We start from the raw sequence: 20,127 nt of genomic DNA, 5'->3' as shown, positions 1-20,127 counted from the left end.
ATGTTGCCCGACCTGCTGATCGAACCCATCGTGCGCGCCGCGCTTGTCGAAGATCTCGCACCCATGGGCGATGCGACGACCAAAGCGGTCATTCCAGCGGGCAAAACCTACGCCGCGCGGCTCAATGCCCGCGAGGACGGGGTGGTCTCGGGGATGCAGGTCGCCGCAATGGCATTCCGGCTCGTAGATGCATCGCTACGCGTGCAGACCTTTGTCGCAGATGGCGCGGCGTGCGGGCCGGGGGCGACGCTGATGACGATCGAGGGCTCGGCGGCCTCGATCTTGATGGCCGAACGTGTGGCGCTGAATTTTGCCGGACGTCTGAGCGGAATCGCTACCAAAACGGCAGGATTTGTTGCTGAGACGGCAGGTAGCAAGACGCGGATCACCTGTACACGTAAGACGACGCCGGGCCTGCGGGTGTTGGAGAAAGCCGCTGTCGCCCATGGCGGCGGCTTCAATCATCGGTTTGGGCTGTCAGATGCGATCCTGATCAAGGACAACCACATCGCCGCCGCCGGAGGCGTGCGTCAGGTACTTGAGGCCGCCAAGGCCGCGCGCAGCCATATGATGCGGATCGAGCTGGAAGTGGACACCCTGCGCCAGATGGAAGAGGCGCTGACGATTGGCGGGGCGGATGTGATCTTGCTCGACAATATGAGCACCGATGAGCTGCGCGCCGCCGTGGCATTGAATGCCGGACGGGTGACGCTTGAAGCTTCGGGAAATATGGCGCTCGAGCGTATCGCAGAGGTCGCAGCGACCGGTGTCGATTATATTTCGGCGGGCGCGTTGACCCATTCGGCCCGCACGCTTGATCTTGGTCTCGATTTCTAGGGACTCAGGCGAAATAGTCTCTGAATTCGGCTTCAACCGCGATATAGACATCGCGCTTGAACGGCACGATTTTCTCGATCAGCTCATCGAAATTCATCCACTGCCAGACCGAGAATTCCGGGTGCTTTGTCTGGATGTTTACCTGATCGTCGGTACCGGTGAACCGGTAGAGAAACCACTTCTGTTCCTGCCCGCGCCAGCGCCCTTTCCAGAGCTTCGCCACCAGCTCATGCGGCAGCTCATAGCGCAGCCAGCCTTCGGATGTCGCGACAAGCTCGACCAGATCGGGCGTCACGCCGGTCTCTTCTTCCAGCTCGCGCAGCGCCGCTTCTTCGGGGGCTTCCCCCTTGTCGATCCCGCCCTGAGGCAGTTGCCAAGCGGGACCGGGATTGTCGATGCGCCGACCGGCAAAGACCTTGTTCTGCGCATTGAGCAAAACGATTCCGACATTCTGGCGATAGGGAAGCTTTGCGATGTCTTCAGGTGTCATGGGTGAAAAAGGGGGCCGAAGCCCCCTCTCCTTTAGTTTTTCTTGGTGGTGTCCGGTTTCTTGGCAGGCGTCGCATCGGCTTTTTTCTGCGCTGCTTCTGCTTCGAGATCGGGGGCAAAGGCCGACAACCCTTGGATCAGATCGACCGCATAGGACATCTGGAAGTCGTCAAGGCGACGCTGGGCGGCCTCTTCGGCTTTCTTGCGCTCCTCGATGGCCTGCTTTTTCTCATCTTCGGTCATCGAGTCATTGGTGATCGCACCCTTCAGATCCGCCTCAGAGGTCAGACGGTTTGCGGGTGTCTTGTCCTCACCCTCCTTCGCGGCGTCCTCTGCCTGCGGCTCGGGCTGCGGCACCACGACGTTGGGCGAGATCCCGAGATTTTGGATCGAGCGGCCCGAAGGCGTGTAGTAGCGCGCGGTCGTGAGGCGCATGGCCCCCTCGCCCTGGATCGGCATCACGGTCTGAACCGAGCCTTTGCCGAAGCTCTTGGTGCCGACGACGATGGCGCGGTGATGATCTTGCAGCGCACCGGTCACGATCTCGGAGGCCGAGGCCGACCCGCCATTGATCAGCACAACAATCGGTTTGCCATCGGCCAGATCGCCCGGCGTGGCATTGAACCGCTCGCTGTCCTGCGGATTGCGACCCCGGGTCGAGACAATCTCGCCCTTGTCGAGGAAGGCATCCGACACTTTGATCGCTTGCGTCAGCAGGCCACCGGGATTGTTGCGAAGATCGAGGATGAAGCCGTCGACCTTATCCATACCACCGAGTTCCTTGACCTGCTCTTTGATCGAGCTTTGCAGGTTCGGGAAGGTCTGGTCGTTGAAAGTGCTGATGCGCAGGATGACGGTATTGTCGTCATGGCTGCCCTTGACGGCGGTCAGCTTGATCGTGTCGCGGGTCAGCGTGACGTCGAAGGGTTTCTTCTCGCCTTCGCGCACGATGGTCACCTTGACCTCCGAGCCGATTGGGCCGCGCATCTTGTCGACCGCCTCGTCAAGCGGCAGACCCATCAGCGACTCGCCATTCACGGCGGTGATGAAGTCACCCGATTTGATCCCGGCCTCGGCGGCAGGCGTGCCATCCATGGGCGAGACGACTTTCACAAAGCCGTCTTCCTGCGTCACCTCGATGCCAAGACCGCCGAAAGAGCCACGCGTTTGCACGCGCATATCGGCGAAATCATCGGGCGGCAGGTAGCTCGAATGCGGATCGAGCGAGCTGAGCATGCCGTTGATCGCGGCCTCAATCAGCTTCTTGCTGTCGACCGGCTCCACGTAATCCTGTCGGATCTTCTCGAAAATGTCGCCGAACAGATCGAGCTGCTGGTACACCGTCGCGGATTTATCGGTCTCCTGCGCCATCAGAGGCGCGGCAACCTGTGTCGAAAGAACGGCGCCCGCAAGCGTTCCGCCCAATGCGGCCATCATGAACTTTTTCATACTCAACCCTTGTCGTCTTTCGTCTGAATGAACCACGGGGCCGGGTCCACGGGCTCTTTGCCCTTTCGAAGCTCCAAGTAGAGCGTTTCGCTTAGACCTGCGCTACCGCCCTCTTGTGCTGCTTGCACGAAATCTTTCCCAAACTCCCTGGCACCCGGCGACAATCCGCCCATCAAGCCAATGGGTGCGCCCTTCTGAAGCACGTCTCCGACCTCACCATAGACTGTTGCCATTCCGGCAAGAACCAGAAGATACCCGTCGGCGGGCTCAAGCACCATCACATTTCCGTAGTCCAGCAAAGGGCCACGATAGCGAATGGTTGCGGGCCATGGCGTTGTGACGAGCGCGCCGGGCGTTGTCGCGATCACAAGACCGGGACGCTTTATCCCCGCCGCGTCGGCCTCGTTGAAGTGGCGCAGCACCTTGCCGATCAGCGGCAGCTTCAAGCTGCCCTTCGCGCCCGCGAAATCCGCCATCGGGGGGCCGATATCGCTTTCCATACCGCTGAGGCTGGTGGCGAATCCTTCCAGCGTATCGGCGCTTTGGACCAGAGCGCGCAGTTCTTCGGGCTCTTCGAGATAGCGTTGCGGGAGTTTTGCGCGCCGCTCCGAGATCGCCTCGGACAGGGCCGTGCGGGCCTTGGTGACGGAAATCATGCCTTTTTCCAGCACATTGCGGGCATTTTCCTGCAATTTGCGCAGGCGCGCGATCTCATCAAGCTGGGTGCGCAGGCCCTCGGCCTCCTGTTGCAGCGCGGGGGCCACCGAAGATAGCACCATCCCCGAGCGTGCAGCACCTGTCGGCCCCGAAGGATGCAGCAGCAAGAGCGGGCCATCGGTCTGTTGCATCGTCGACATGACGGCCAGCAACCCGCCTAGCTCCTCGCGCTTGGCATCAAACCCCTGCTTGATCTCGTTCTCGCGGATCGCGGCGCGGCGCAACCCGTCGCGCAAAGTGCCCAAACCCACCTCATAGGCGGAAATTGTGCTCGTCAGCGCCGCGATCCGGTCGGGCTTGCTTTCGGCGTCGTCGAGGGCTGCAATCGATTTGCGCAAATCCGCGGCAGCTTTCATCGCGGCCTCGCCAGAGGGCGGCACATCGCTGCCCGCCGCATGCGCGACGGCCCCGGTGAGCAATAGACAGATCAGAAGGGCTGCGCGTTTCACGTCTCGATCAGGCTCTGTCCGGTCATTTCTTCGGGGATCGGAAGCTGCATGAGCTGCAAGAGCGAGGGCGCGAGATCGGCCAGTTTGCCCTTGTGCAGCCGTGCCCCTTTCGGGCCACCGACCAGCGCGACCGGCACGAGATTGGTCGTGTGGGCGGTATGCGGCCCGCCGGTTTCCGGGTCGATCATGGTTTCGCAATTGCCGTGATCGGCGGTGATGATCATCGCCCCGCCTGCGGCTTCAAGCGCCGCGACCACGCGGCCAATGTCGCGATCCACCTCTTCACAGGCCGCGATGGCTGCCTCCAGAGAGCCGGTATGCCCGACCATGTCGCCATTGGCATAGTTCACGACGATCAGATCATATCCCGCCTCGATCGCGCCGATCAGCTTGTCGGTCACCTCCGGCGCGCTCATCTCGGGCTGCATGTCATAGGTTGCCACATTGGGTGATTTGGGCATGAACCGATCTTCGCCGTCCCAAGGCTCCTCGCGGCCGCCGTTGAGGAAGAAGGTCACATGGGGATATTTCTCGGTTTCCGCGATATGAAACTGGCGTTTGCCCTGTTTGGCCACCCATTCGCCGAGCGTATTGTTGATCTCGCGCTTGGGATATGCGGTCTTCATATAGGCGTTGTGCTTGTCGGAATACTCGACCATCCCCAGCATTGCTGCAAGCTCGGGCCGCTTTCCGGTGTCGAACCCGTCGAAATCCGAAGCCCCGATGGCGGCCAAGATCTCACGTGCGCGGTCGGCCCGGAAGTTGAGGCAGAACAGACCGTCGCCATCTTGCATGCCGGCATAATCGCCGATGACGCTGGGCTGGATAAACTCATCCATCTCCTTGCGGTCATAGCTGGCCTCGACGGCGGCAACGGGGGTGTCTGCGCCCTGCCCTTCGCCTTTGATCATCGCGTTATAGGCACGCTCGACCCGGTCCCAGCGATTGTCGCGATCCATCGCGAAATAGCGCCCGATCACGGTGACGACCTCGCAGCCCGCGGGCAGTCGCTCGACCAGTTCGGACACGAAGCGCTTGGCGGAATCTGGTGCCACATCGCGGCCATCGGTGATCGCATGGATTTTTACGGGCACGCCTGCTTCCGACACCATCTTGGCGGCGGCCAAAAGATGCTCGAGATGTCCATGCACGCCGCCATCCGAGACGACGCCCATCAGATGCGCCGCCCCGCCAGAGGCTTTCAGAGTCTCGATGAAGGACAAGATCGCCGCATTGTCGAAAAATGAGCCATCCTCAATCGCCAGATCAATCTGGCCCAGATCCATCGCAACCACCCGGCCCGCGCCGATATTGGTGTGGCCGACTTCGGAATTGCCCATCTGGCCGGTGGGAAGTCCGACATCGGGACCAAAAGTCACCAGCGTGGATTTCGTACCATTGGCCCAGATCGCATCGATATTGGGAGTGTTGGCCTGCGCAGGCGCGTTGCCCTCGGTCTCGGGTCGCTCTCCCCAGCCGTCGAGGATGCACAAAATTACCGGTTTGGGAACGCTCATCGCCACCTCCTGCACATGATCCCTTGTGTCTACGCGGCGCAGACGCGTCCGGCAACACCGTGCGAGAACAGTTTACTGCACGATCAGCATTTATTGGGCAAACAGGATCCGCCTACGGCGCGGGAGGGTCGAAAGCGTGATCTGACGACTGTTTTCAAGCAGTTCGGTCAGTGCCGCGTCGGGGGCTTTGAAATAGCGGGTCCGCAGATCAAGGATCACCACGCCGCCCGCCCGGATCGTCTTCAGCATCAGCGGCAGATATTCCCCGATCGGGTAATGAAAACCGCAGGAGATCAAGCTGGTGACCAGATCACCCGATAGCCCCGAGAGCGCGTTGGGTGTCTCGCGCGGGTTGATCGTGGTGACCTCGCGCGCGCCGTTTTCCTCGAGGAACGCTTTGGCGACCGCCAGCGAGGCGTAGCCCGCCCCCGCGCTGTTCCAGCTATGATACTGCTCCTTGGTCTCTTCGATATCTATCAGCGTAATGCGCGGGTCATAGGCTTTGACCATCAACGCATCGTTGAGCGCCTGACCGCAGCCAATATCGATCACATGCGCGGGCTTGCGCCCCATCAGGGCCAGCGCATCGCTGATCGGGGTGAATTCCTCGTAGATCTCTTTCAGGGCGCCGCTGAAAATCTCGTCGCGCCGCTGCGCCGCTTCGGCCTCAAGCAGGCTGCGATCGCCATCTTCCCAAGCCTGACGCGCATCGCGCGAAATCTGGCTGGTGCGCTGAAAGCCGATGAGGGCGATGGCCGGGTTCGGGATCGAATTGGCGGAAATGCGGGCAAGATCAATAGCAGTCATGTCAAACCCCTCAGAGCGATACGCGCCCTTGATTAAACACGGTGGTAAGGCGTTCCGGCAAGAATTTGTCCGGCACGATAGATCTGTTCGCTCAGCATGACGCGCGCCAGCATGTGAGGCCAGACCATTTTGCCAAATGAGATCGAAAAATCTGCCTTTGCGCGCAGTTCAGGCGCGATGCCATCCGCTCCGCCAAGAACGAAGCAGACATCGCGCGCGCTGTCGCGCCATGTGCCGAGCTTTTGGGCAAATTCGGGAGAGGACAGAAGGCTGCCGCGCTCATCGAGGGTCACAAGAACGGCCCCGTCCGGGATCGCGCGAGACAAAAGCTGCGCTTCGACCTCTTGTCCCAGACCCTTCTTGTCCTCGACCTCGATAAGCTGCGCAGCCCCAAGCCCAAGGCCGCGACCGGCTTTTTCAAACCGGGCAAGGTAATCCGCGATCAGCTCATGTTCGGGCCCTTTGCGCAGGCGGCCCACCGCGCAGATCGTGATCTTCATGCGCCCTCAGTCGAGGACGGGTGCGCTCGACGGCATCCACATCTTCTCGAGCTGGTAGAACTCGCGGACTTCCGGGCGGAACACATGGACGATGACATCTGCGGTATCGATCAAGACCCAATCGCCCTGATCCTTGCCTTCGACTTTGCAAATGCGGTTGAACTCTTGCTTGAGCCGTTCGGCGAGCTTTTCCGCGATTGCGCTGACCTGCCGACCCGAGCGACCCGAGCAGATCACCATGTAATCGCCAATCGAAGACCGACCGTGCAGATCGATCGTTACGATATCTTCGGCTTTATCGTCTTCGAGAGAGGCAATGACGCGTGCGAGAATATCATCGCTGGACACGTCAGCGCCGAGAGAGTTGGCCGTCATGACAGCCGCCTGTGTGTCGCTGTCGTCCGACACGGTTGAAAGATGAGACAGGACATAGTCCTCCAAAGATTTAACGCCGGTCCGGCCCCGGCGCTGGCCATATACAAAAGGTAGCATCGGGACGCCCCGATTTCAATTTTTGCTCTGCGAATTTTCGTCGTTCCGATGAACGGCCAGCGAGGAGCCGTCGAGCATACGAACTTCACGCTGCGGGAAAGGAATCGAGATGCCGTTCTTTTGAAACGAATCCCACAGTGCCAGATAGACTGCGCCGCGCACGTTTGTAAGCCCCTCAACGGGGTCCGTGATCCAGAAACGCAGGACATAATCGACCGAACTGTCGCCAAACCCGGTGATATGGCACACTGTGGGGCGATCCGAGAGCACCCGACCGACCGATTGCGCAGCCTCGATGGCAAGCGCACGCACCGTGTGCGGATCGTCGTGATAGGCGGTGCCGAAATGCAGGTCGATGCGGACAAACTCGTTGGAATGCGACCAGTTGACGACCTGACCGGTGATCAGATCCTCATTCGGGATCAGGAATTCCTTGCCATCGCGGGTAAGTACCGAGACATAGCGCGCGCCCAGCGAGTTGATCCAGCCGAAGGTTTCACCAAGGCTGATCACATCGCCTGGCTTGATCGATTTATCGAGCAGAATGATGACGCCCGAGACCAGATTCGACACGACTTTTTGTAGGCCAAAGCCCAGACCGACACCGATCGCGCCCGAGAGAACCGCAAGACCTGTCAGATCGAATCCCACCGCCTTGAGCCCGATGAAAAAGGCAGATCCGTAAAGCAAAACCTGCATCACCTTGATCACCAGCTCGGTCATCGAGGGGCTGATTTCCGCATTCGTGCGCAGCCGGGCGGTGGTCTGGCCGGTGACGATACGCGCCACCGAGAGCAGGACCGTCGTCAGCACCACTGCCTTGAGCACCGCGAGCGCGGTGATCCGAAAGCCGCCAAAATCGATCCCGAGACTGGCAAGCAGCCGCTCGACCTCGTCCCAGAAGCCCAGATAATAGAGAGTGACCCAGATCCAAGCGCCCCAGGTCACGATCTGGCGCAGCGCCCGGTTGCGGATCAGCCGCGCAACCAGCCCCACCACCAGCCACGCGGTGACCAGCGTTGCCGCCAGCACCACCAGAAAGCGCCAGGAATAGAAGCCCTTAAGCGCGTTGAGCGCAAAGACCGCCGCCCAGGCAAGCAGGATGAACAGTAACCCGCGCAGACGCTGGCGCAACAAGATCACCCAGCGCATCTGCCGGGTACTGAGCGCGCGCCCGCGTGCCCAGTTATCGAGTTTCGGTGCCAGCCAAAGCCTGCCCAGATGTGCCACGGCAAAACAGGCAAGGATGATGCCGATCTGCCAGATCCGCGATGGCAGGAACATCGAGTTGAAGAAAATCTCGACCTGCGCCCAGAGCCGGTTCAGCGTCGTGAGGGTATCGGCATTAATAAAGTCCACGGTTTCTCCTTCCCGTTCACGTTATCAAAGCCCGCGCCCCAGTCAAAAGCGACTCTTTTGATTGCCAGCACAGATCTAACCTCTTATTTAGCATCCCATGACACGTGTTTTCGACATGGATGACCGCGCCCGCCTGCGTGAGCGCTTTTACGGCGAGAGCCGTTCGGTGCTGGCCCGACTTTGATGCGGCGCCCGCAGGCCTTTGCGTGCCTGCCCTTTCCTATGTCTGACCCATAGCTATCAAAGAAAGTGAGAGCCATGTCTGCTCCGAAAACCCTCTATGACAAAATCTGGGACGCTCATGTCGTCTCGCGCGATGAAGACGGCACGTGCCTGCTCTATATCGACCGCCATCTGGTGCATGAAGTCACCTCGCCGCAAGCGTTTGAAGGCCTGCGGATGACGGGGCGCACCGTGCGTAAGCCGGAAAACACCATCGCGGTGCCCGATCACAACGTGCCTACGACCACGGATCGTGCCAAGGGCATCGAGAATGAGGAGAGCCGCATTCAGGTCGATGCGCTCGACAAGAACGCTCGCGATTTCGGCGTGCATTACTATCCGGTTTCCGATGTCCGTCAGGGGATCGTGCATATCGTCGGCCCCGAGCAAGGCTGGACCCTGCCCGGCATGACCGTGGTCTGCGGCGACAGCCACACCGCGACCCATGGCGCGTTCGGCGCTCTGGCCCATGGCATCGGCACGTCGGAGGTTGAGCACGTGCTCGCCACCCAGACGCTGATCCAGTCGAAATCGAAAAACATGAAGGTCGAGATCACCGGCAAGCTGCGTCCGGGCGTCACTGCCAAGGACATCACGCTCTCGGTGATCGGCGCCACCGGCACCGCCGGCGGCACCGGCCATGTGATCGAATATTGCGGCGAGGCGATCCGTTCGCTGTCGATGGAAGGCCGCATGACCGTGTGCAACATGGCCATCGAGGGCGGTGCCCGCGCCGGTCTGATCGCGCCGGACGAGACCACCTTCAACTACGTCAAGGGCCGTGCCCATGCGCCGAAAGGTGCGCAATGGGAAGCCGCGATGAATTGGTGGAAAACGCTCTACACCGATGAGGACGCGCATTTCGACAAGGTCGTGACGATCCGCGGCGAGGATATCGAGCCGGTCGTGACCTGGGGCACCTCGCCCGAGGACGTGCTGCCGATCTCTGGTGTCGTGCCTGCGCCCGAAGATTTCAAAGGCGGCAAGGTCGACGCGGCAAAGCGCGCGCTCGATTACATGGGTCTCAAGCCGGGCACCAAGCTCGACGACATCCCGATCGATGTCGTCTTCATCGGCTCATGCACCAATGGCCGGATCGAGGATCTGCGCGCCGCCGCCGAAGTGCTCAAGGGCCGCAAGCTCGCGCCGGGTGTGCGTGCGATGGTCGTGCCGGGCTCGGGCCTCGTGCGCGCGCAGGCCGAAGAGGAGGGGCTGGACCAGATCTTCCTCGACGCCGGACTGGAATGGCGCATGGCGGGCTGCTCGATGTGCCTCGCGATGAACCCCGACCAATTGGCACCGGGTGAGCGTTGCGCCTCGACCTCGAACCGCAACTTTGAGGGCCGTCAGGGCCGCAATGGCCGCACCCATCTGATGAGCCCCGCAATGGCGGCGGCGGCGGCGGTCACAGGCAAGCTCACGGATGTGCGCAAGCTGATGGAATTGGAAGAGGCATAAGGGACGCGACATGGAAAAGTTCGAAAAACTCACCGGGGTCGCGGCCCCCATGCCGCTGGTCAATATCGATACCGATATGATCATCCCCAAGAACTTCCTGAAAACCATCAAGCGGTCGGGCCTTGGCGTACATGCCTTTGCCGAGATGCGCTATGATGACAACGGCAACGAGAACCCCGATTTCGTTCTCAACAAGCCGCAATATCGCGAAGCGCAGATTCTTGTGGCGGGCGATAACTTTGGCTGCGGTTCCTCGCGTGAGCACGCACCTTGGGCGCTGGCCGATTTCGGGATCAAAGTCGTCATCTCGACCTCTTTTGCGGATATCTTCTTCAACAACTGCTTCAAGAACGGCATGTTGCCGATCGTCTTGCCGCAAGAGCAGGTCGATCTTCTGATGAAGGATTCCGAGAAGGGCTCGAACGCGCGGGTCACTGTAGATCTCGAGGCGCAGGAGATCACGACGTCTGAGGGCGAAGTGATCAAGTTCGACGTGGATTCCTTCAAGAAGCACTGCCTTCTGGAAGGGCTCGACGATATCGGGCTGACGCTTGAGAAGGCCACAGCCATCGACAGTTTCGAGGCGCAGGCGAGTCAGGCGCGCCCCTGGGTCTGAGCGTTAGATTTCAAAAAGATTAACAGGCCGCCTACGGGCGGCCTTTTTAAATCTGCGAGTTTTGTGTCGCAAACGCTCGAAGCAGCAACATCTTGTGGCCGCCTCAAGGCTGCCCTTTTTTCGAACCAAGTTTGATGCAAAGCCGCACCATTTCTTCCCCTAAATCGTCGGAAACACTCGCTTAATATTTAACAATGATTGCCAGGCCGGGGTAAACCCGGCACAATTGTGGCAAGATTGAGGCGGCTCACAGAGAGTTCTGAAGAGCGCACGAAACACGGCTCCGGAAACGTCTACGGTCCGGAAATGCCAAGGGGTAGAGCAGTGATGTCACGGCTGGCAGGCGCGCTTGTGCGTGCGATATTGATGGGTTTGACGGCTTGTGTGCCGGCCCTCATGTTGCCCGACACGAATGTCGATACCGCGCAGATAGTGGCCCTGATCGCCGTCTTCGCCACCTTCCTCACCTTCTTTGAATATGTCTCGGTCTATCCCGGGCTCATCGCGTTTCGGGATGCACCGCCCTTCAACCGTATTCGCTTTCTCGCCCTGTTCGTGATGGTCGTTTTGTTGTCAGCGATCGAAGCGGCCCCGAGCGAGCCCAATACGTTCAACCGGCTGATCGCGGCATTTGGCTCGGTCGTCGGAGACGCGTTCGACTTGCCCTATAGCCCGGTGCGCCTGATGGTGCTGTCGATGCCGACGCATTCGACCTTTGCGCAGGTCATCGAGATGCGGAATATGAGCGCGATTGCCTTTGCGATTTCGTTGATTACGCTCATTGTCTTCGCGTTGACCATGATCCTGCGCGGCTGGCCACTGTCGCGCAAGACTTTCAATGTCTGGGTGAACCTGCCAACTTTTGACCCCACGATGGGGGGCGATGTCGTTGAGCGCCTGCGCCGCGATTCATGGGTCAATGTGGCGCTTGGCTTCCTGTTGCCCTTCGTCCTGCCCGCCATCCTGAAGCTGATTTCGGTCAACATCACGCCGATATCTCTGTTAAGCTCACATACGTTGGTTTGGACGGTGACAGCATGGGTCTTCATTCCGGTCAGCCTGTTCATGCGCGGCATCGCAATGGGGCGTGTGGCCACGATGATCGAGCGCAAGCGCCGCGCGCAGGAAAGTTCGAGCTACTTGCCGGCCTGATCCTCGCGGCGGGCCTGCTTTGTCCCGGCGTTTTGGCCGCGCAGACGCTGCGTCTCGCAACTTGGAATGTTGAGCTGAGCCGCAAAGGTCCGGGATTGCTGTTGCGCGACACTTTGCGCGGGGGTGATCCGCAGATTGCGGCCGTGACGCGCATTCTCGATGCGGCCCAGCCCGATGTGATTTTGCTGACAGGGGTGGATTGGGATCTCGATGGCCGGGCGTTGGATGCGCTCAATGCAACGCTTGCCCAGCCCTATCCTCACAGCTTCGCACCCGCGCCGAATACTGGCCTGCAAACCAGCGTCGATCTGGATGGCGACGGTGTTCTTCATGGGCCGCGCGATGCGCAGGGCTATGGGCGCTTTCGGGGGCAGGGCGGCATGGCTTTGCTCTCGCGCCTGCCGATTGAGGTGGCAAAGGCCCGCGACTTTTCGACCCTGTTATGGCGTGATTTGCCCCAAAGCGCGATTGGTCGCGCGCAGCTGTCCGATGCGGCTCAGGCCGTGCAGCGCCTGTCGAGCACGGGGCATTGGGATGTGCCGCTTGTGCTGCCCGATGGGGCGCGGCTGCACCTCTTTGCCTTTGCTGCAACGCCGCCGGTGTTCGATGGTCCCGAAGATCGCAATGGCTGGCGCAATCACGATGAGGCGGCGTTCTGGTTGCAGTATCTCGATGGCGCGCTCTCCGACGATCCCCCGGATCGGCCCTTTGTTCTGCTGGGCGATTTCAACCTCGATCCGTCAGATGGAGAGGGCAACCGGGCCGCGTTGCACCGGCTGTTGCGCGATCCGCGCCTCCAAGACCCCGCACCGCGCAGCGCGGGCGCGCAGGGTGCAGCCGATCCGGCGCATCAGGGTGAGGCGGCTTTGGATACGGTGGATTATGAGGGGCCGGGAAATCTGCGGGTCGATTACGTGCTGCCTTCGGCTGTGCTGTTTGTCACGGGGGCGGGCGTGATCTGGCCCAGCCCGGAGGCGCCGCTGGCCGAAGCCGCAGCGCGCGCCTCGCGTCACAAGCTGGTCTGGGTGGACATCGCGCTGGCACCCTGAGCGTCGGGCACGACTTTCATGCCGCGCAAATAGAGATGCTCGAAGACGAGCCTCTGCAGCGTCTTGGGCTCGAAATCGGGGAAGAGATCGGCAAATTCCGTGCCGTCGATCTGATGATCCATGTCGTAGAGATAGCGCATCTCGCGCAGCTCCCGCGCCAGTTCCCAGACCGGGGAGGCAAGCGACATCATGGTCCACGGGAACCGCTTGATCGAGATCTCCCGGCCCAGTTGGCGCCCCAGCTCATCGGCCAGTTCGCGGAACGAAAACACCGTGCCGGGATAGCACAGATCAAGAAGCCCCGGCAGGCTGTCAGCCGTATCGGCCAGCGCCACGGCGATCTGCGTGAGATCGCCCAGATCCGCATAGCAGCGCCGCGCCTCGGGCTTGCCCATCGCGGTGATTTTGCCTTTGCGCAGATCCTTGAGCACCACTTGGTTGAGCAGGCTCTGCGGAGATTCCGGGTTCACGAAATCCCCACCGCGTAGCATCACCACCGAGTTGCCCTCAGCGGCGTAATTGCGATAGCGGCTTTCCATCTCGGCGCGAATGCGGCCCTTGCGGGTGCAGGCGTGGTGGGGCGTCTCGGGGCCCCACGGGCTGGGCTCACGCCCGTAGACATAGACATTGGCAGGCACCATCAGCGAGGCGCCGCTGTCACGCGCGGCGGCAAGCACTTCCGAGGTGATCTTGGGAATCTGGGTGTCCCAATCGTGGTAGTTGGGCGGGTTCATCGCATTGATGATCCAGCGGGCGCCGCGCGCGGCGATCCCGATATCCGTGCCGCGATGGTAGCGATCCACATTCCAGCCGGCCGCCCGAAAGGACCGTGCTGCGGCGGAGCCGAATTGTCCGCCCATCCCCAGGATCAACACCCTGCGACTCATATTTTACCCTCTTTTTATTGTCTGCTCTGTTTGACCCATCATGCGCGCATGGGTGCGCGGGTGCGAGTCATCTCCGCGTGTGGTTGCGGATCGCCGCCGGGGTTTCGGCAAAGCTTTGCCGACAGCGCACAAGACGCGCGCGCTTGACCCCGGGGCGGGTAGGGGCTACGCCGCTTTCGACCCTGTAAACTTGGGAGAAACAGCATGTCCAACCCCTCCATCCTCATCTTGCCCGGCGACGGGATCGGTCCCGAAGTCATGGCCGAGGTCCGCAAGGTCATCGACTGGTTCGGCGCCAAGCGCGATCTGGCCTTCGACGTCAGCGAAGATCTTGTCGGCGGTGCCGCCTATGACGCCCATGGCGCGCCGCTGAGCGACGAGACGATGGCTCGCGCGCAAGAGGTGGATGCGGTTTTGCTCGGTGCCGTCGGTGGACCGAAATATGACGTGCTCGATTTCTCGGTGAAACCCGAGCGCGGATTGCTGCGGCTGCGCAAGGAGATGGACCTGTTTGCCAACCTGCGCCCGGCCCAGTGCTTTGACGCGCTGGCCGATTTCAGCTCGCTCAAGAAAGACATCGTTGCTGGCCTCGATATCATGATCGTGCGCGAGCTGACTTCGGGTGTCTATTTCGGCGAGCCGCGCGGGATCTTCGAAGAAGGCAATGAGCGCGTCGGCATCAACACCCAGCGCTACACCGAATCCGAGATCGAGCGCGCCGCGCGCGCAGCCTTCGAGCTGGCGATGAAGCGCAACAAAAAGCTCTGCTCGATGGAAAAAGCCAATGTGATGGAATCGGGCATCCTGTGGCGCGAGGTCGTGACCCGCGTCGGCGAGGAATACCCGGAGGTCGAGCTTAGCCACATGTATGCCGACAATGGTGCGATGCAGCTGGTGCGTGCGCCCAAGCAATTCGACGTGATCGTCACCGACAACCTGTTTGGCGATATCCTGTCGGACTGTGCTGCGATGCTGACCGGCTCGCTCGGGATGCTGCCCTCGGCCAGCCTTGGCGCACCGATGGCCAATGGCCGCCCGAAGGCGATGTACGAGCCCGTGCACGGCTCGGCGCCCGATATCGCGGGGCAGGGCAAGGCGAACCCCATCGCCTGTATCCTCAGCTTTGCGATGGCGCTGCGCTACAGCTTTGATCAGGGCGATGAGGCCACCCGTTTGGAAACCGCGATCGAAAAAGTGCTGGCCGATGGCGTGCGCACCGCGGATCTGATGGGCCCCGAAGGCGGCACGCCCGTCTCGACCACGCAGATGGGCGACAAGATCATCGAGGCGCTGGACGCGTCGCTCTGATCGCGCGACAGATTTGCGCACCTGCTTCGCGGCGCGGACCCCTGGGGTCCGCGCCGTTTCTTTTGGGTTGAAACCGGACCCGATCCGCCAAAGGATGCGAGCGACATTTTCAGGAGGCGCGTCATGCCCGATTTTGGGGGAAAATCAAACGGCAAGGGGGCCGCGCTGGCGCTCAGCGCGATGGCGATCTTTGCGACCCATGACGTGATCATCAAACATTTGGGCCAGACCTATTCCCCCGTCCAGATTGTCTTTTTCGCAGCGCTTCTGAGCTTTCCGCTGCTCTCGATGATCCTGCTGAATGACAAACGCGGCGGCAGCCTGCGCCCGATCCATCCGGGTTGGGTCGTTGCGCGCGTGGTCTTCGCACTCGCCGCCGGATTTTGCGCCTTCTACGCCTTCTCGACCCTGCCGCTTGCGCAGGTCTATCCGCTCCTCTTCGCGACGCCGCTTCTGATCACGGTTCTCTCGATCCCGATGCTGGGTGAGAAGGTCGGGCTTCACCGCTGGGCGGCGGTCATCATCGGGCTGATCGGCGTGATCATCGTCGTGCGGCCCGGTCAGGCCACGCTGCAACTGGGCCATCTGGCGGCGCTGACCTCGGCGGTCTGCGGCTCTATGTCCTCGATCATCGTGCGCAAGATCGGCAATGAGGAGCGCTCGGTCGTGCTGCTGCTCTCACCGATCCTTGGCAATGTGATCATCATGGGCGCCGCTTTGCCCGCGGTCTGGGTGCCGCTGCAATTGCCCGATCTTGGCTTCATGGCAGTGATCGCGGTGTTCGGGCTGAGCGCCTCGTTCCTGCAAATTCTGGCCTATCGGGCCGGAGAGGCCGCGATTGTGGCGCCGATGCAATATTCGCAGATCCTCTGGGCGGTGCTCTATGGCTCGCTTATTTTCGGGGAGAAGGTGGATGTGGAGACGCTGATCGGTGCCTCTGTCGTGATCCTGTCGGGCATGTATATCGTGTTCCGTGAGACCCGGGCCGATGTCTCGGAGCATCAGCCGGTCCTGCGCAACCGGGGTCGTCCCGAAACTGTGACCTCTCCGCGTGCGTCGCTTTTGGCGCGGGTGACGGGCTTGCGGGCGCGCAATTCAAGAAGCTGATGCAGACCCCCTTGCCAAACCCGCGCGAAGCGGCTAATTCCCCGCCCACGGTCGGAGCGTAGCGCAGCCTGGTAGCGCACCTGCTTCGGGAGCAGGGGGTCGGAGGTTCGAATCCTCTCGCTCCGACCATTTCCCGAAATTTCCCTGATATCGGCGTCACGCATCCGCGCAGTGCGACGCGATGAAAAAGCCCGCCAATGCATGCGCATGGCGGGCTTTGCGAACTTGACGGTTGGCCGCGTTCAGATCCGGAAGATCGGCTGCAAGAGACGCGGGATCAGCCCGTGGAAGCGCAGCGGCGCATCGGTCGCGGCAAGGCAGATACAGGCCTCGCCCGGTCCGGCCATCGGCGTGTGATCCAGATCGTCCTCGGCAACTTCCACATCGCCCACGCCAAAGGTGCCGGTTTCATCTGAGAATGACCCCTGAAGAACGAGAGTCAGCTCCAGCCCACCATGGGTGTGATCGGGTACAGCCTTGCCCGCAGGGATATACAAAAGCCGCGCTGATCCACGTTTATCGGCGCTCAGAATCGCCTGTTTGATACCATTGCCCAGCGAGCGCCAGCGTGGCGTCTGAGATCCCATCTCGGCGACAAGCGCACCCGGATAGATCCCAGACGGGGCCGGATCCGGTGTGGTGATTGGCTCTGCGACGTCCAGCTGCTCGAAAACACGGGTGCGCAGATCGCCCGTTACTTCGGTCTGCTCAAGCTGCTCGAGGATGACGCCGCCTGCGGTCTCCTCAGCCTCAAGCCGGGCACGACACTCGTCGCATTGGCTCACATGTGAGGCCACAACGAGCGAGAACGCATGCTCAAGACTTCCGGCCGCGTAAGACCGGATCAGCCAATCTGGAAGATGATGCGTTATCTGTCTCATTCTTCTCTCAGATCCCTCAAATCGTGTCGCAATTTCTCCAGTGCCAGCCGAATTCGCGACTTAATCGTACCTAAAGCAAGACCAGTGGCCTCGCGTATCTCTGCCTGCGTCAGCTCCCCGACATAGGCGCTTTCGATGATCTCACGCTGCGACTTTGGCAGCGCTTTGATCGCTTCACGCAGTTGAACCGCCTCTTGTTCGAGGCCGAGCATCGCGTCGGCGTCACGGGCCTCACGACTTTCCGCCTCGGCGATCATCTCATCCGGTACCGGGCGCGGTTTGCGGCGAATCACATCGATTTGCCTGTTCCGTGCGATCCGATAGATCCAGGCCGAAGCCCGGGCGCGTCCCTCATCGTAGAGATGCGCCTTGCGCCAGATCGTGAGCATCACGTCTTGCACAACATCCTCGGCCGCAGCCCCGGACATGCCAGACCTGATGAGCATTCCCTTCAGGCGCGGCGAAAAATGATCGTAGAGCTTCCCGAACGCCGCCTTGGAACGCTGATCGCGCACAAGGACGAGCCATTCCGTCTGCTCGCACAGTTCAACTCGGTCACTGCCAGATGTCTGACTTTCTGCCATATTCGTCCCGCATTTACCCGGCCGCAGTCCCTGCGGAAGGGTTGATTTGGTCTCGAAGCTTCTGGTCACATCGTGCAGCATGGAACTACTACGCGGCGCGTCGACCCCTGGATCATCCAGCAGTGAAAAACTTCTGATCCAAATCCTAACATCAGGCGTTATCGGTTCAAGTGATTGGGAGTAATCTAATGTCCTTCGACGCCCTGCATCCGCATGCGCAGAACATCGCGATCATCGGATCTGGCATTTCCGGCCTATCCGCTGCGTGGCAACTCGCGCCGCATAACCGAGTGACGATCTACGAGGCCGCGTCACGGTTGGGCGGCCACTCGCGCACCATCACGGCCGGGCGTCGGGGCGATCAGCCGGTCGATACCGGTTTCATTGTGTTCAACTACGCCAATTACCCCCATCTGACCCGTATGTTTGCCGATCTGGATGTGCCGGTTGAGCGCTCGGATATGAGCTTCGGCGTCAGCATCGATCAGGGCCGGATCGAATATGCGCTACGCGATTTGCGCGGGCTGATCGCCCAGAAGCGCAATTTGGGGCGACCCGGTTTCTATCGGATGATTGCCGATATCGCCAAATTCAATGCACGCGCGGTCGAAATGGCCGTCAGTGACGAGATGACGATTGACGACCTGATGGGCGCGCTCAAGATGGGCGATTGGTTCCGGCGCTTTTATCTGCTGCCGATCTGTGGCGCGATCTGGTCGACGCCCGCACATGAAATCGGCGCATTCCCGGCGCGCAGCCTTTTGCGCTTCTTTGAGAACCACGCTTTGCTATCGGCCACCGGTCAGCACCAATGGTGGACCGTCTCCGGCGGCTCGATTGAATATGTCCGCAGGCTGGAGGCCGCATTGCGCCTGCGCGGGGTCGAGTTTCGCATGTCGACGTCCGTTACCTCGGTGCAGCGTTCGCCAAAAAACGTCACTATTCAGGCGGAAAACTCTCTTCCAGACCAGTTCGATCAGGTGATCGTCGCATGCCATTCCGATCAGGCTTTACGTATCCTCGACAAGCCAAGCGGGACCGAGCGCAAGGCGCTATCAGCTATTCGCTATCAGCCCAATGACGTCTATCTGCATCGCGATGAGGGCCAGATGCCCCGGCGGCGTGATTGTTGGTCAAGCTGGATCTATCAGGCCGCGCAGGATCAGCAGGAGACGCGGCTTGGCGTGACCTATTGGATGAACAAGCTTCAGAATATCCCGCAGGATGATCCGCTCTTCGTGACGCTCAATCCGAACCAAGAGATCCCGGAGGCTTCGATTTACGATCATGAAGTGTTCTGGCATCCGGTGTTTGACCGCGCCGCCGTCGCGGCCCAAAGCGATATTGCGGCGATTCAGGGTCAAAACCGGACGTGGTTTGCCGGAGCTTGGCTGCGGCACGGCTTCCACGAAGATGGCTTTGCGTCGGCTGCACGCGTGGCGCGCGCGCTCAACCGGGGCTTTGCGCCCGCTGGCCTGATCGATAAGGTGCCGGCATGACGGTAGAGTTCTGCCCCGGCAGTACCACCCATGCCCGACGCGGGGCGATCAAGCACAGCTTCCGCTACCATGTCGACTTTGTTCTGATCGATCCCGAATCCGCAGGGCCGTGGCCTTGGCTTTTCTCGCGTAATTCCTGGGATTTGGCGGTCGTGCGCGACCGAGATCACGGGGGCACGCGCGGGCAAGGCTCAGGCGCGGCTTGGGCGCGGGAAAAACTCGCAGAGGCGGGCGCTCCCGCACCGGATCACCTGCGCTTGCTGACTCAACCGCGGATCTTTGGCGCCGGGTTCAATCCGGTGAGCTTTTGGCTCTCCTTCGACGCGGCGGGAGAGTTGCGTGCTGTGATTGCCGAGGTGAACAACACCTTTGGCGATCGTCATTCCTATCTCTGTGCGACGCCCGATTTCGACCCTATTTCGGCGCAAACGGTGCTGGAGACACGCAAGATCTTTCATGTCTCGCCGTTTCAGGACATCGCGGGCGGCTATCGCTTCCAGTTCAAAGTGACGCCGCAAGCGATCCAGATCCGGATCACCCATGAGAACGGCGACGAAGGCGTGATCGCCACGCTCGTCACCTCGCGCAGCGCGCTGCGCAACCGTGATCTCATAGCAATCGCTTTGCGCCGCCCGCTGACCCCCATTCGCACCATGAGTTTGATCCTGTGGCAGGCGTTGCGGCTGAGACTCAAGGGCGCGGTCTATCGCGCGCGCCCCACCCCCCCAAACGAGGAGATCTCGTGATG

General features: G+C 60.9%; 20 protein-coding genes and 1 tRNA gene. 10 read left to right on the top strand and 11 right to left on the bottom strand.

Annotation, left to right across the window (positions count from 1 at the left end; all coding sequences use genetic code 11):
- Complete coding sequence (nadC, locus tag DL1_RS14735) at nucleotides 1–837, top strand: carboxylating nicotinate-nucleotide diphosphorylase (RefSeq protein ID WP_038067819.1); 837 nt, start codon at nucleotides 1–3, stop codon at nucleotides 835–837.
- 4 nt (nucleotides 838–841) lie between these two features.
- On the opposite strand, the gene DL1_RS14730 is transcribed toward nadC, so the two are convergent.
- The 8 genes from DL1_RS14730 to DL1_RS14695 form a co-directional block, all read right to left on the bottom strand.
- On the bottom strand, nucleotides 842–1,327 hold the full coding sequence (locus DL1_RS14730; protein WP_038067817.1) for an RNA pyrophosphohydrolase: 486 nt from the start codon (nucleotides 1,325–1,327) through the stop codon (nucleotides 842–844).
- A gap of 32 nt (nucleotides 1,328–1,359) precedes the next feature.
- On the bottom strand, nucleotides 1,360–2,775 hold the full coding sequence (locus tag DL1_RS14725) for a S41 family peptidase (protein WP_051693588.1): 1,416 nt from the start codon (nucleotides 2,773–2,775) through the stop codon (nucleotides 1,360–1,362).
- A gap of 2 nt (nucleotides 2,776–2,777) precedes the next feature.
- Nucleotides 2,778–3,941 (bottom strand): murein hydrolase activator EnvC family protein, encoded by a 1,164-nt coding sequence (locus DL1_RS14720; protein WP_038067816.1) that lies wholly within the window; start codon nucleotides 3,939–3,941, stop codon nucleotides 2,778–2,780.
- Nucleotides 3,938–5,458, bottom strand: coding sequence for a 2,3-bisphosphoglycerate-independent phosphoglycerate mutase (gene gpmI / locus DL1_RS14715; protein WP_038067814.1), 1,521 nt, complete (start codon nucleotides 5,456–5,458; stop codon nucleotides 3,938–3,940). The genes DL1_RS14720 and gpmI overlap by 4 nt, the downstream gene beginning before the upstream one ends.
- 90 nt (nucleotides 5,459–5,548) lie before the next feature.
- Nucleotides 5,549–6,265: a hypothetical protein gene (locus DL1_RS20955; protein WP_051693587.1), complete on the bottom strand. Its 717-nt coding sequence runs from the start codon at nucleotides 6,263–6,265 to the stop codon at nucleotides 5,549–5,551.
- Nucleotides 6,266–6,297: 32 nt separating this feature from the next.
- Nucleotides 6,298–6,765: a 23S rRNA (pseudouridine(1915)-N(3))-methyltransferase RlmH gene (gene rlmH, locus DL1_RS14705; protein WP_038067812.1), complete on the bottom strand. Its 468-nt coding sequence runs from the start codon at nucleotides 6,763–6,765 to the stop codon at nucleotides 6,298–6,300.
- 6 nt (nucleotides 6,766–6,771) lie between these two features.
- Nucleotides 6,772–7,140: a ribosome silencing factor gene (gene rsfS, locus DL1_RS14700; RefSeq protein WP_038067811.1), complete on the bottom strand. Its 369-nt coding sequence runs from the start codon at nucleotides 7,138–7,140 to the stop codon at nucleotides 6,772–6,774.
- A 132-nt stretch (nucleotides 7,141–7,272) separates the two neighbouring features.
- Entirely contained in the window at nucleotides 7,273–8,616 is a 1,344-nt protein-coding gene (locus tag DL1_RS14695; protein WP_051693586.1) for a mechanosensitive ion channel family protein, read from the bottom strand.
- A 258-nt stretch (nucleotides 8,617–8,874) separates the two neighbouring features.
- On the opposite strand from DL1_RS14695, the gene leuC reads away from it, so the two are divergent.
- The 4 genes from leuC (at nucleotide 8,875) to DL1_RS14675 (ending at nucleotide 13,113) form a co-directional block, all read left to right on the top strand.
- Nucleotides 8,875–10,296 carry a 3-isopropylmalate dehydratase large subunit gene (gene leuC, locus DL1_RS14690; RefSeq protein ID WP_038067809.1) on the top strand — a complete coding sequence of 474 codons (1,422 nt, stop codon included), beginning with the start codon at nucleotides 8,875–8,877 and terminating at the stop codon, nucleotides 10,294–10,296.
- Between the two features lie 10 nt (nucleotides 10,297–10,306).
- The gene (gene leuD, locus DL1_RS14685) at nucleotides 10,307–10,912 is read left to right on the top strand and encodes a 3-isopropylmalate dehydratase small subunit (protein ID WP_038067808.1); all 606 of its coding nucleotides are present in this window, start codon (nucleotides 10,307–10,309) and stop codon (nucleotides 10,910–10,912) included.
- Between the two features lie 327 nt (nucleotides 10,913–11,239).
- Complete coding sequence (locus DL1_RS14680) at nucleotides 11,240–12,064, top strand: hypothetical protein (RefSeq protein WP_342726902.1); 825 nt, start codon at nucleotides 11,240–11,242, stop codon at nucleotides 12,062–12,064.
- Nucleotides 12,065–12,165: 101 nt separating this feature from the next.
- Nucleotides 12,166–13,113 (top strand): endonuclease/exonuclease/phosphatase family protein, encoded by a 948-nt coding sequence (locus tag DL1_RS14675; protein ID WP_345938829.1) that lies wholly within the window; start codon nucleotides 12,166–12,168, stop codon nucleotides 13,111–13,113.
- On the opposite strand, the gene DL1_RS14670 is transcribed toward DL1_RS14675, so the two are convergent.
- Entirely contained in the window at nucleotides 13,074–14,000 is a 927-nt protein-coding gene (locus tag DL1_RS14670) for a Rossmann-fold NAD(P)-binding domain-containing protein (RefSeq protein WP_038067804.1), read from the bottom strand. The two genes, DL1_RS14675 and DL1_RS14670, sit on opposite strands and share 40 nt — an antisense overlap.
- Nucleotides 14,001–14,204: 204 nt before the next feature.
- Between DL1_RS14670 and leuB the strand changes: the two genes are divergently transcribed.
- The 3 genes from leuB to DL1_RS14655 all read left to right on the top strand — a co-directional run bounded on the left by leuB (nucleotide 14,205) and on the right by DL1_RS14655 (nucleotide 16,544).
- Nucleotides 14,205–15,308 carry a 3-isopropylmalate dehydrogenase gene (gene leuB, locus DL1_RS14665; protein ID WP_038067803.1) on the top strand — a complete coding sequence of 368 codons (1,104 nt, stop codon included), beginning with the start codon at nucleotides 14,205–14,207 and terminating at the stop codon, nucleotides 15,306–15,308.
- A gap of 123 nt (nucleotides 15,309–15,431) precedes the next feature.
- Nucleotides 15,432–16,415: a DMT family transporter gene (locus tag DL1_RS14660; protein ID WP_038067801.1), complete on the top strand. Its 984-nt coding sequence runs from the start codon at nucleotides 15,432–15,434 to the stop codon at nucleotides 16,413–16,415.
- Between the two features lie 52 nt (nucleotides 16,416–16,467).
- Nucleotides 16,468–16,544: transfer RNA gene (locus DL1_RS14655), tRNA-Pro, on the top strand.
- Nucleotides 16,545–16,657: 113 nt separating this feature from the next.
- Here DL1_RS14655 and DL1_RS14650 read toward each other — a convergent pair.
- Together DL1_RS14650 and DL1_RS14645 are read right to left on the bottom strand one after the other, a co-directional pair.
- Nucleotides 16,658–17,296 (bottom strand): ChrR family anti-sigma-E factor, encoded by a 639-nt coding sequence (locus tag DL1_RS14650; protein WP_038067800.1) that lies wholly within the window; start codon nucleotides 17,294–17,296, stop codon nucleotides 16,658–16,660.
- Nucleotides 17,293–17,961, bottom strand: a complete 669-nt coding sequence (locus DL1_RS14645; protein ID WP_245739615.1) for a sigma-70 family RNA polymerase sigma factor — start codon at nucleotides 17,959–17,961, stop codon at nucleotides 17,293–17,295. The genes DL1_RS14650 and DL1_RS14645 overlap by 4 nt, the downstream gene beginning before the upstream one ends.
- Before the next feature lie 107 nt (nucleotides 17,962–18,068).
- Here DL1_RS14645 and DL1_RS14640 point away from each other — a divergent pair, with 107 nt between their 5' ends.
- Nucleotides 18,069–19,379 (top strand): NAD(P)/FAD-dependent oxidoreductase, encoded by a 1,311-nt coding sequence (locus DL1_RS14640; RefSeq protein WP_038067798.1) that lies wholly within the window; start codon nucleotides 18,069–18,071, stop codon nucleotides 19,377–19,379.
- Nucleotides 19,376–20,125, top strand: a complete 750-nt coding sequence (locus DL1_RS14635) for a DUF1365 domain-containing protein (RefSeq protein ID WP_038067797.1) — start codon at nucleotides 19,376–19,378, stop codon at nucleotides 20,123–20,125. Before DL1_RS14640 ends, DL1_RS14635 begins: the two co-directional genes overlap by 4 nt.
- The last annotated feature ends 2 nt before the right edge of the window (nucleotides 20,126–20,127 follow it).

The sequence above is a fragment of the Thioclava dalianensis genome, from assembly GCF_000715505.1.
Classification (GTDB): Bacteria; Pseudomonadota; Alphaproteobacteria; order Rhodobacterales; family Rhodobacteraceae; genus Thioclava; species Thioclava dalianensis.
Note: the sequence above shows the minus strand (reverse complement) of the source record. Positions and strands in the feature narration are given on the sequence as shown.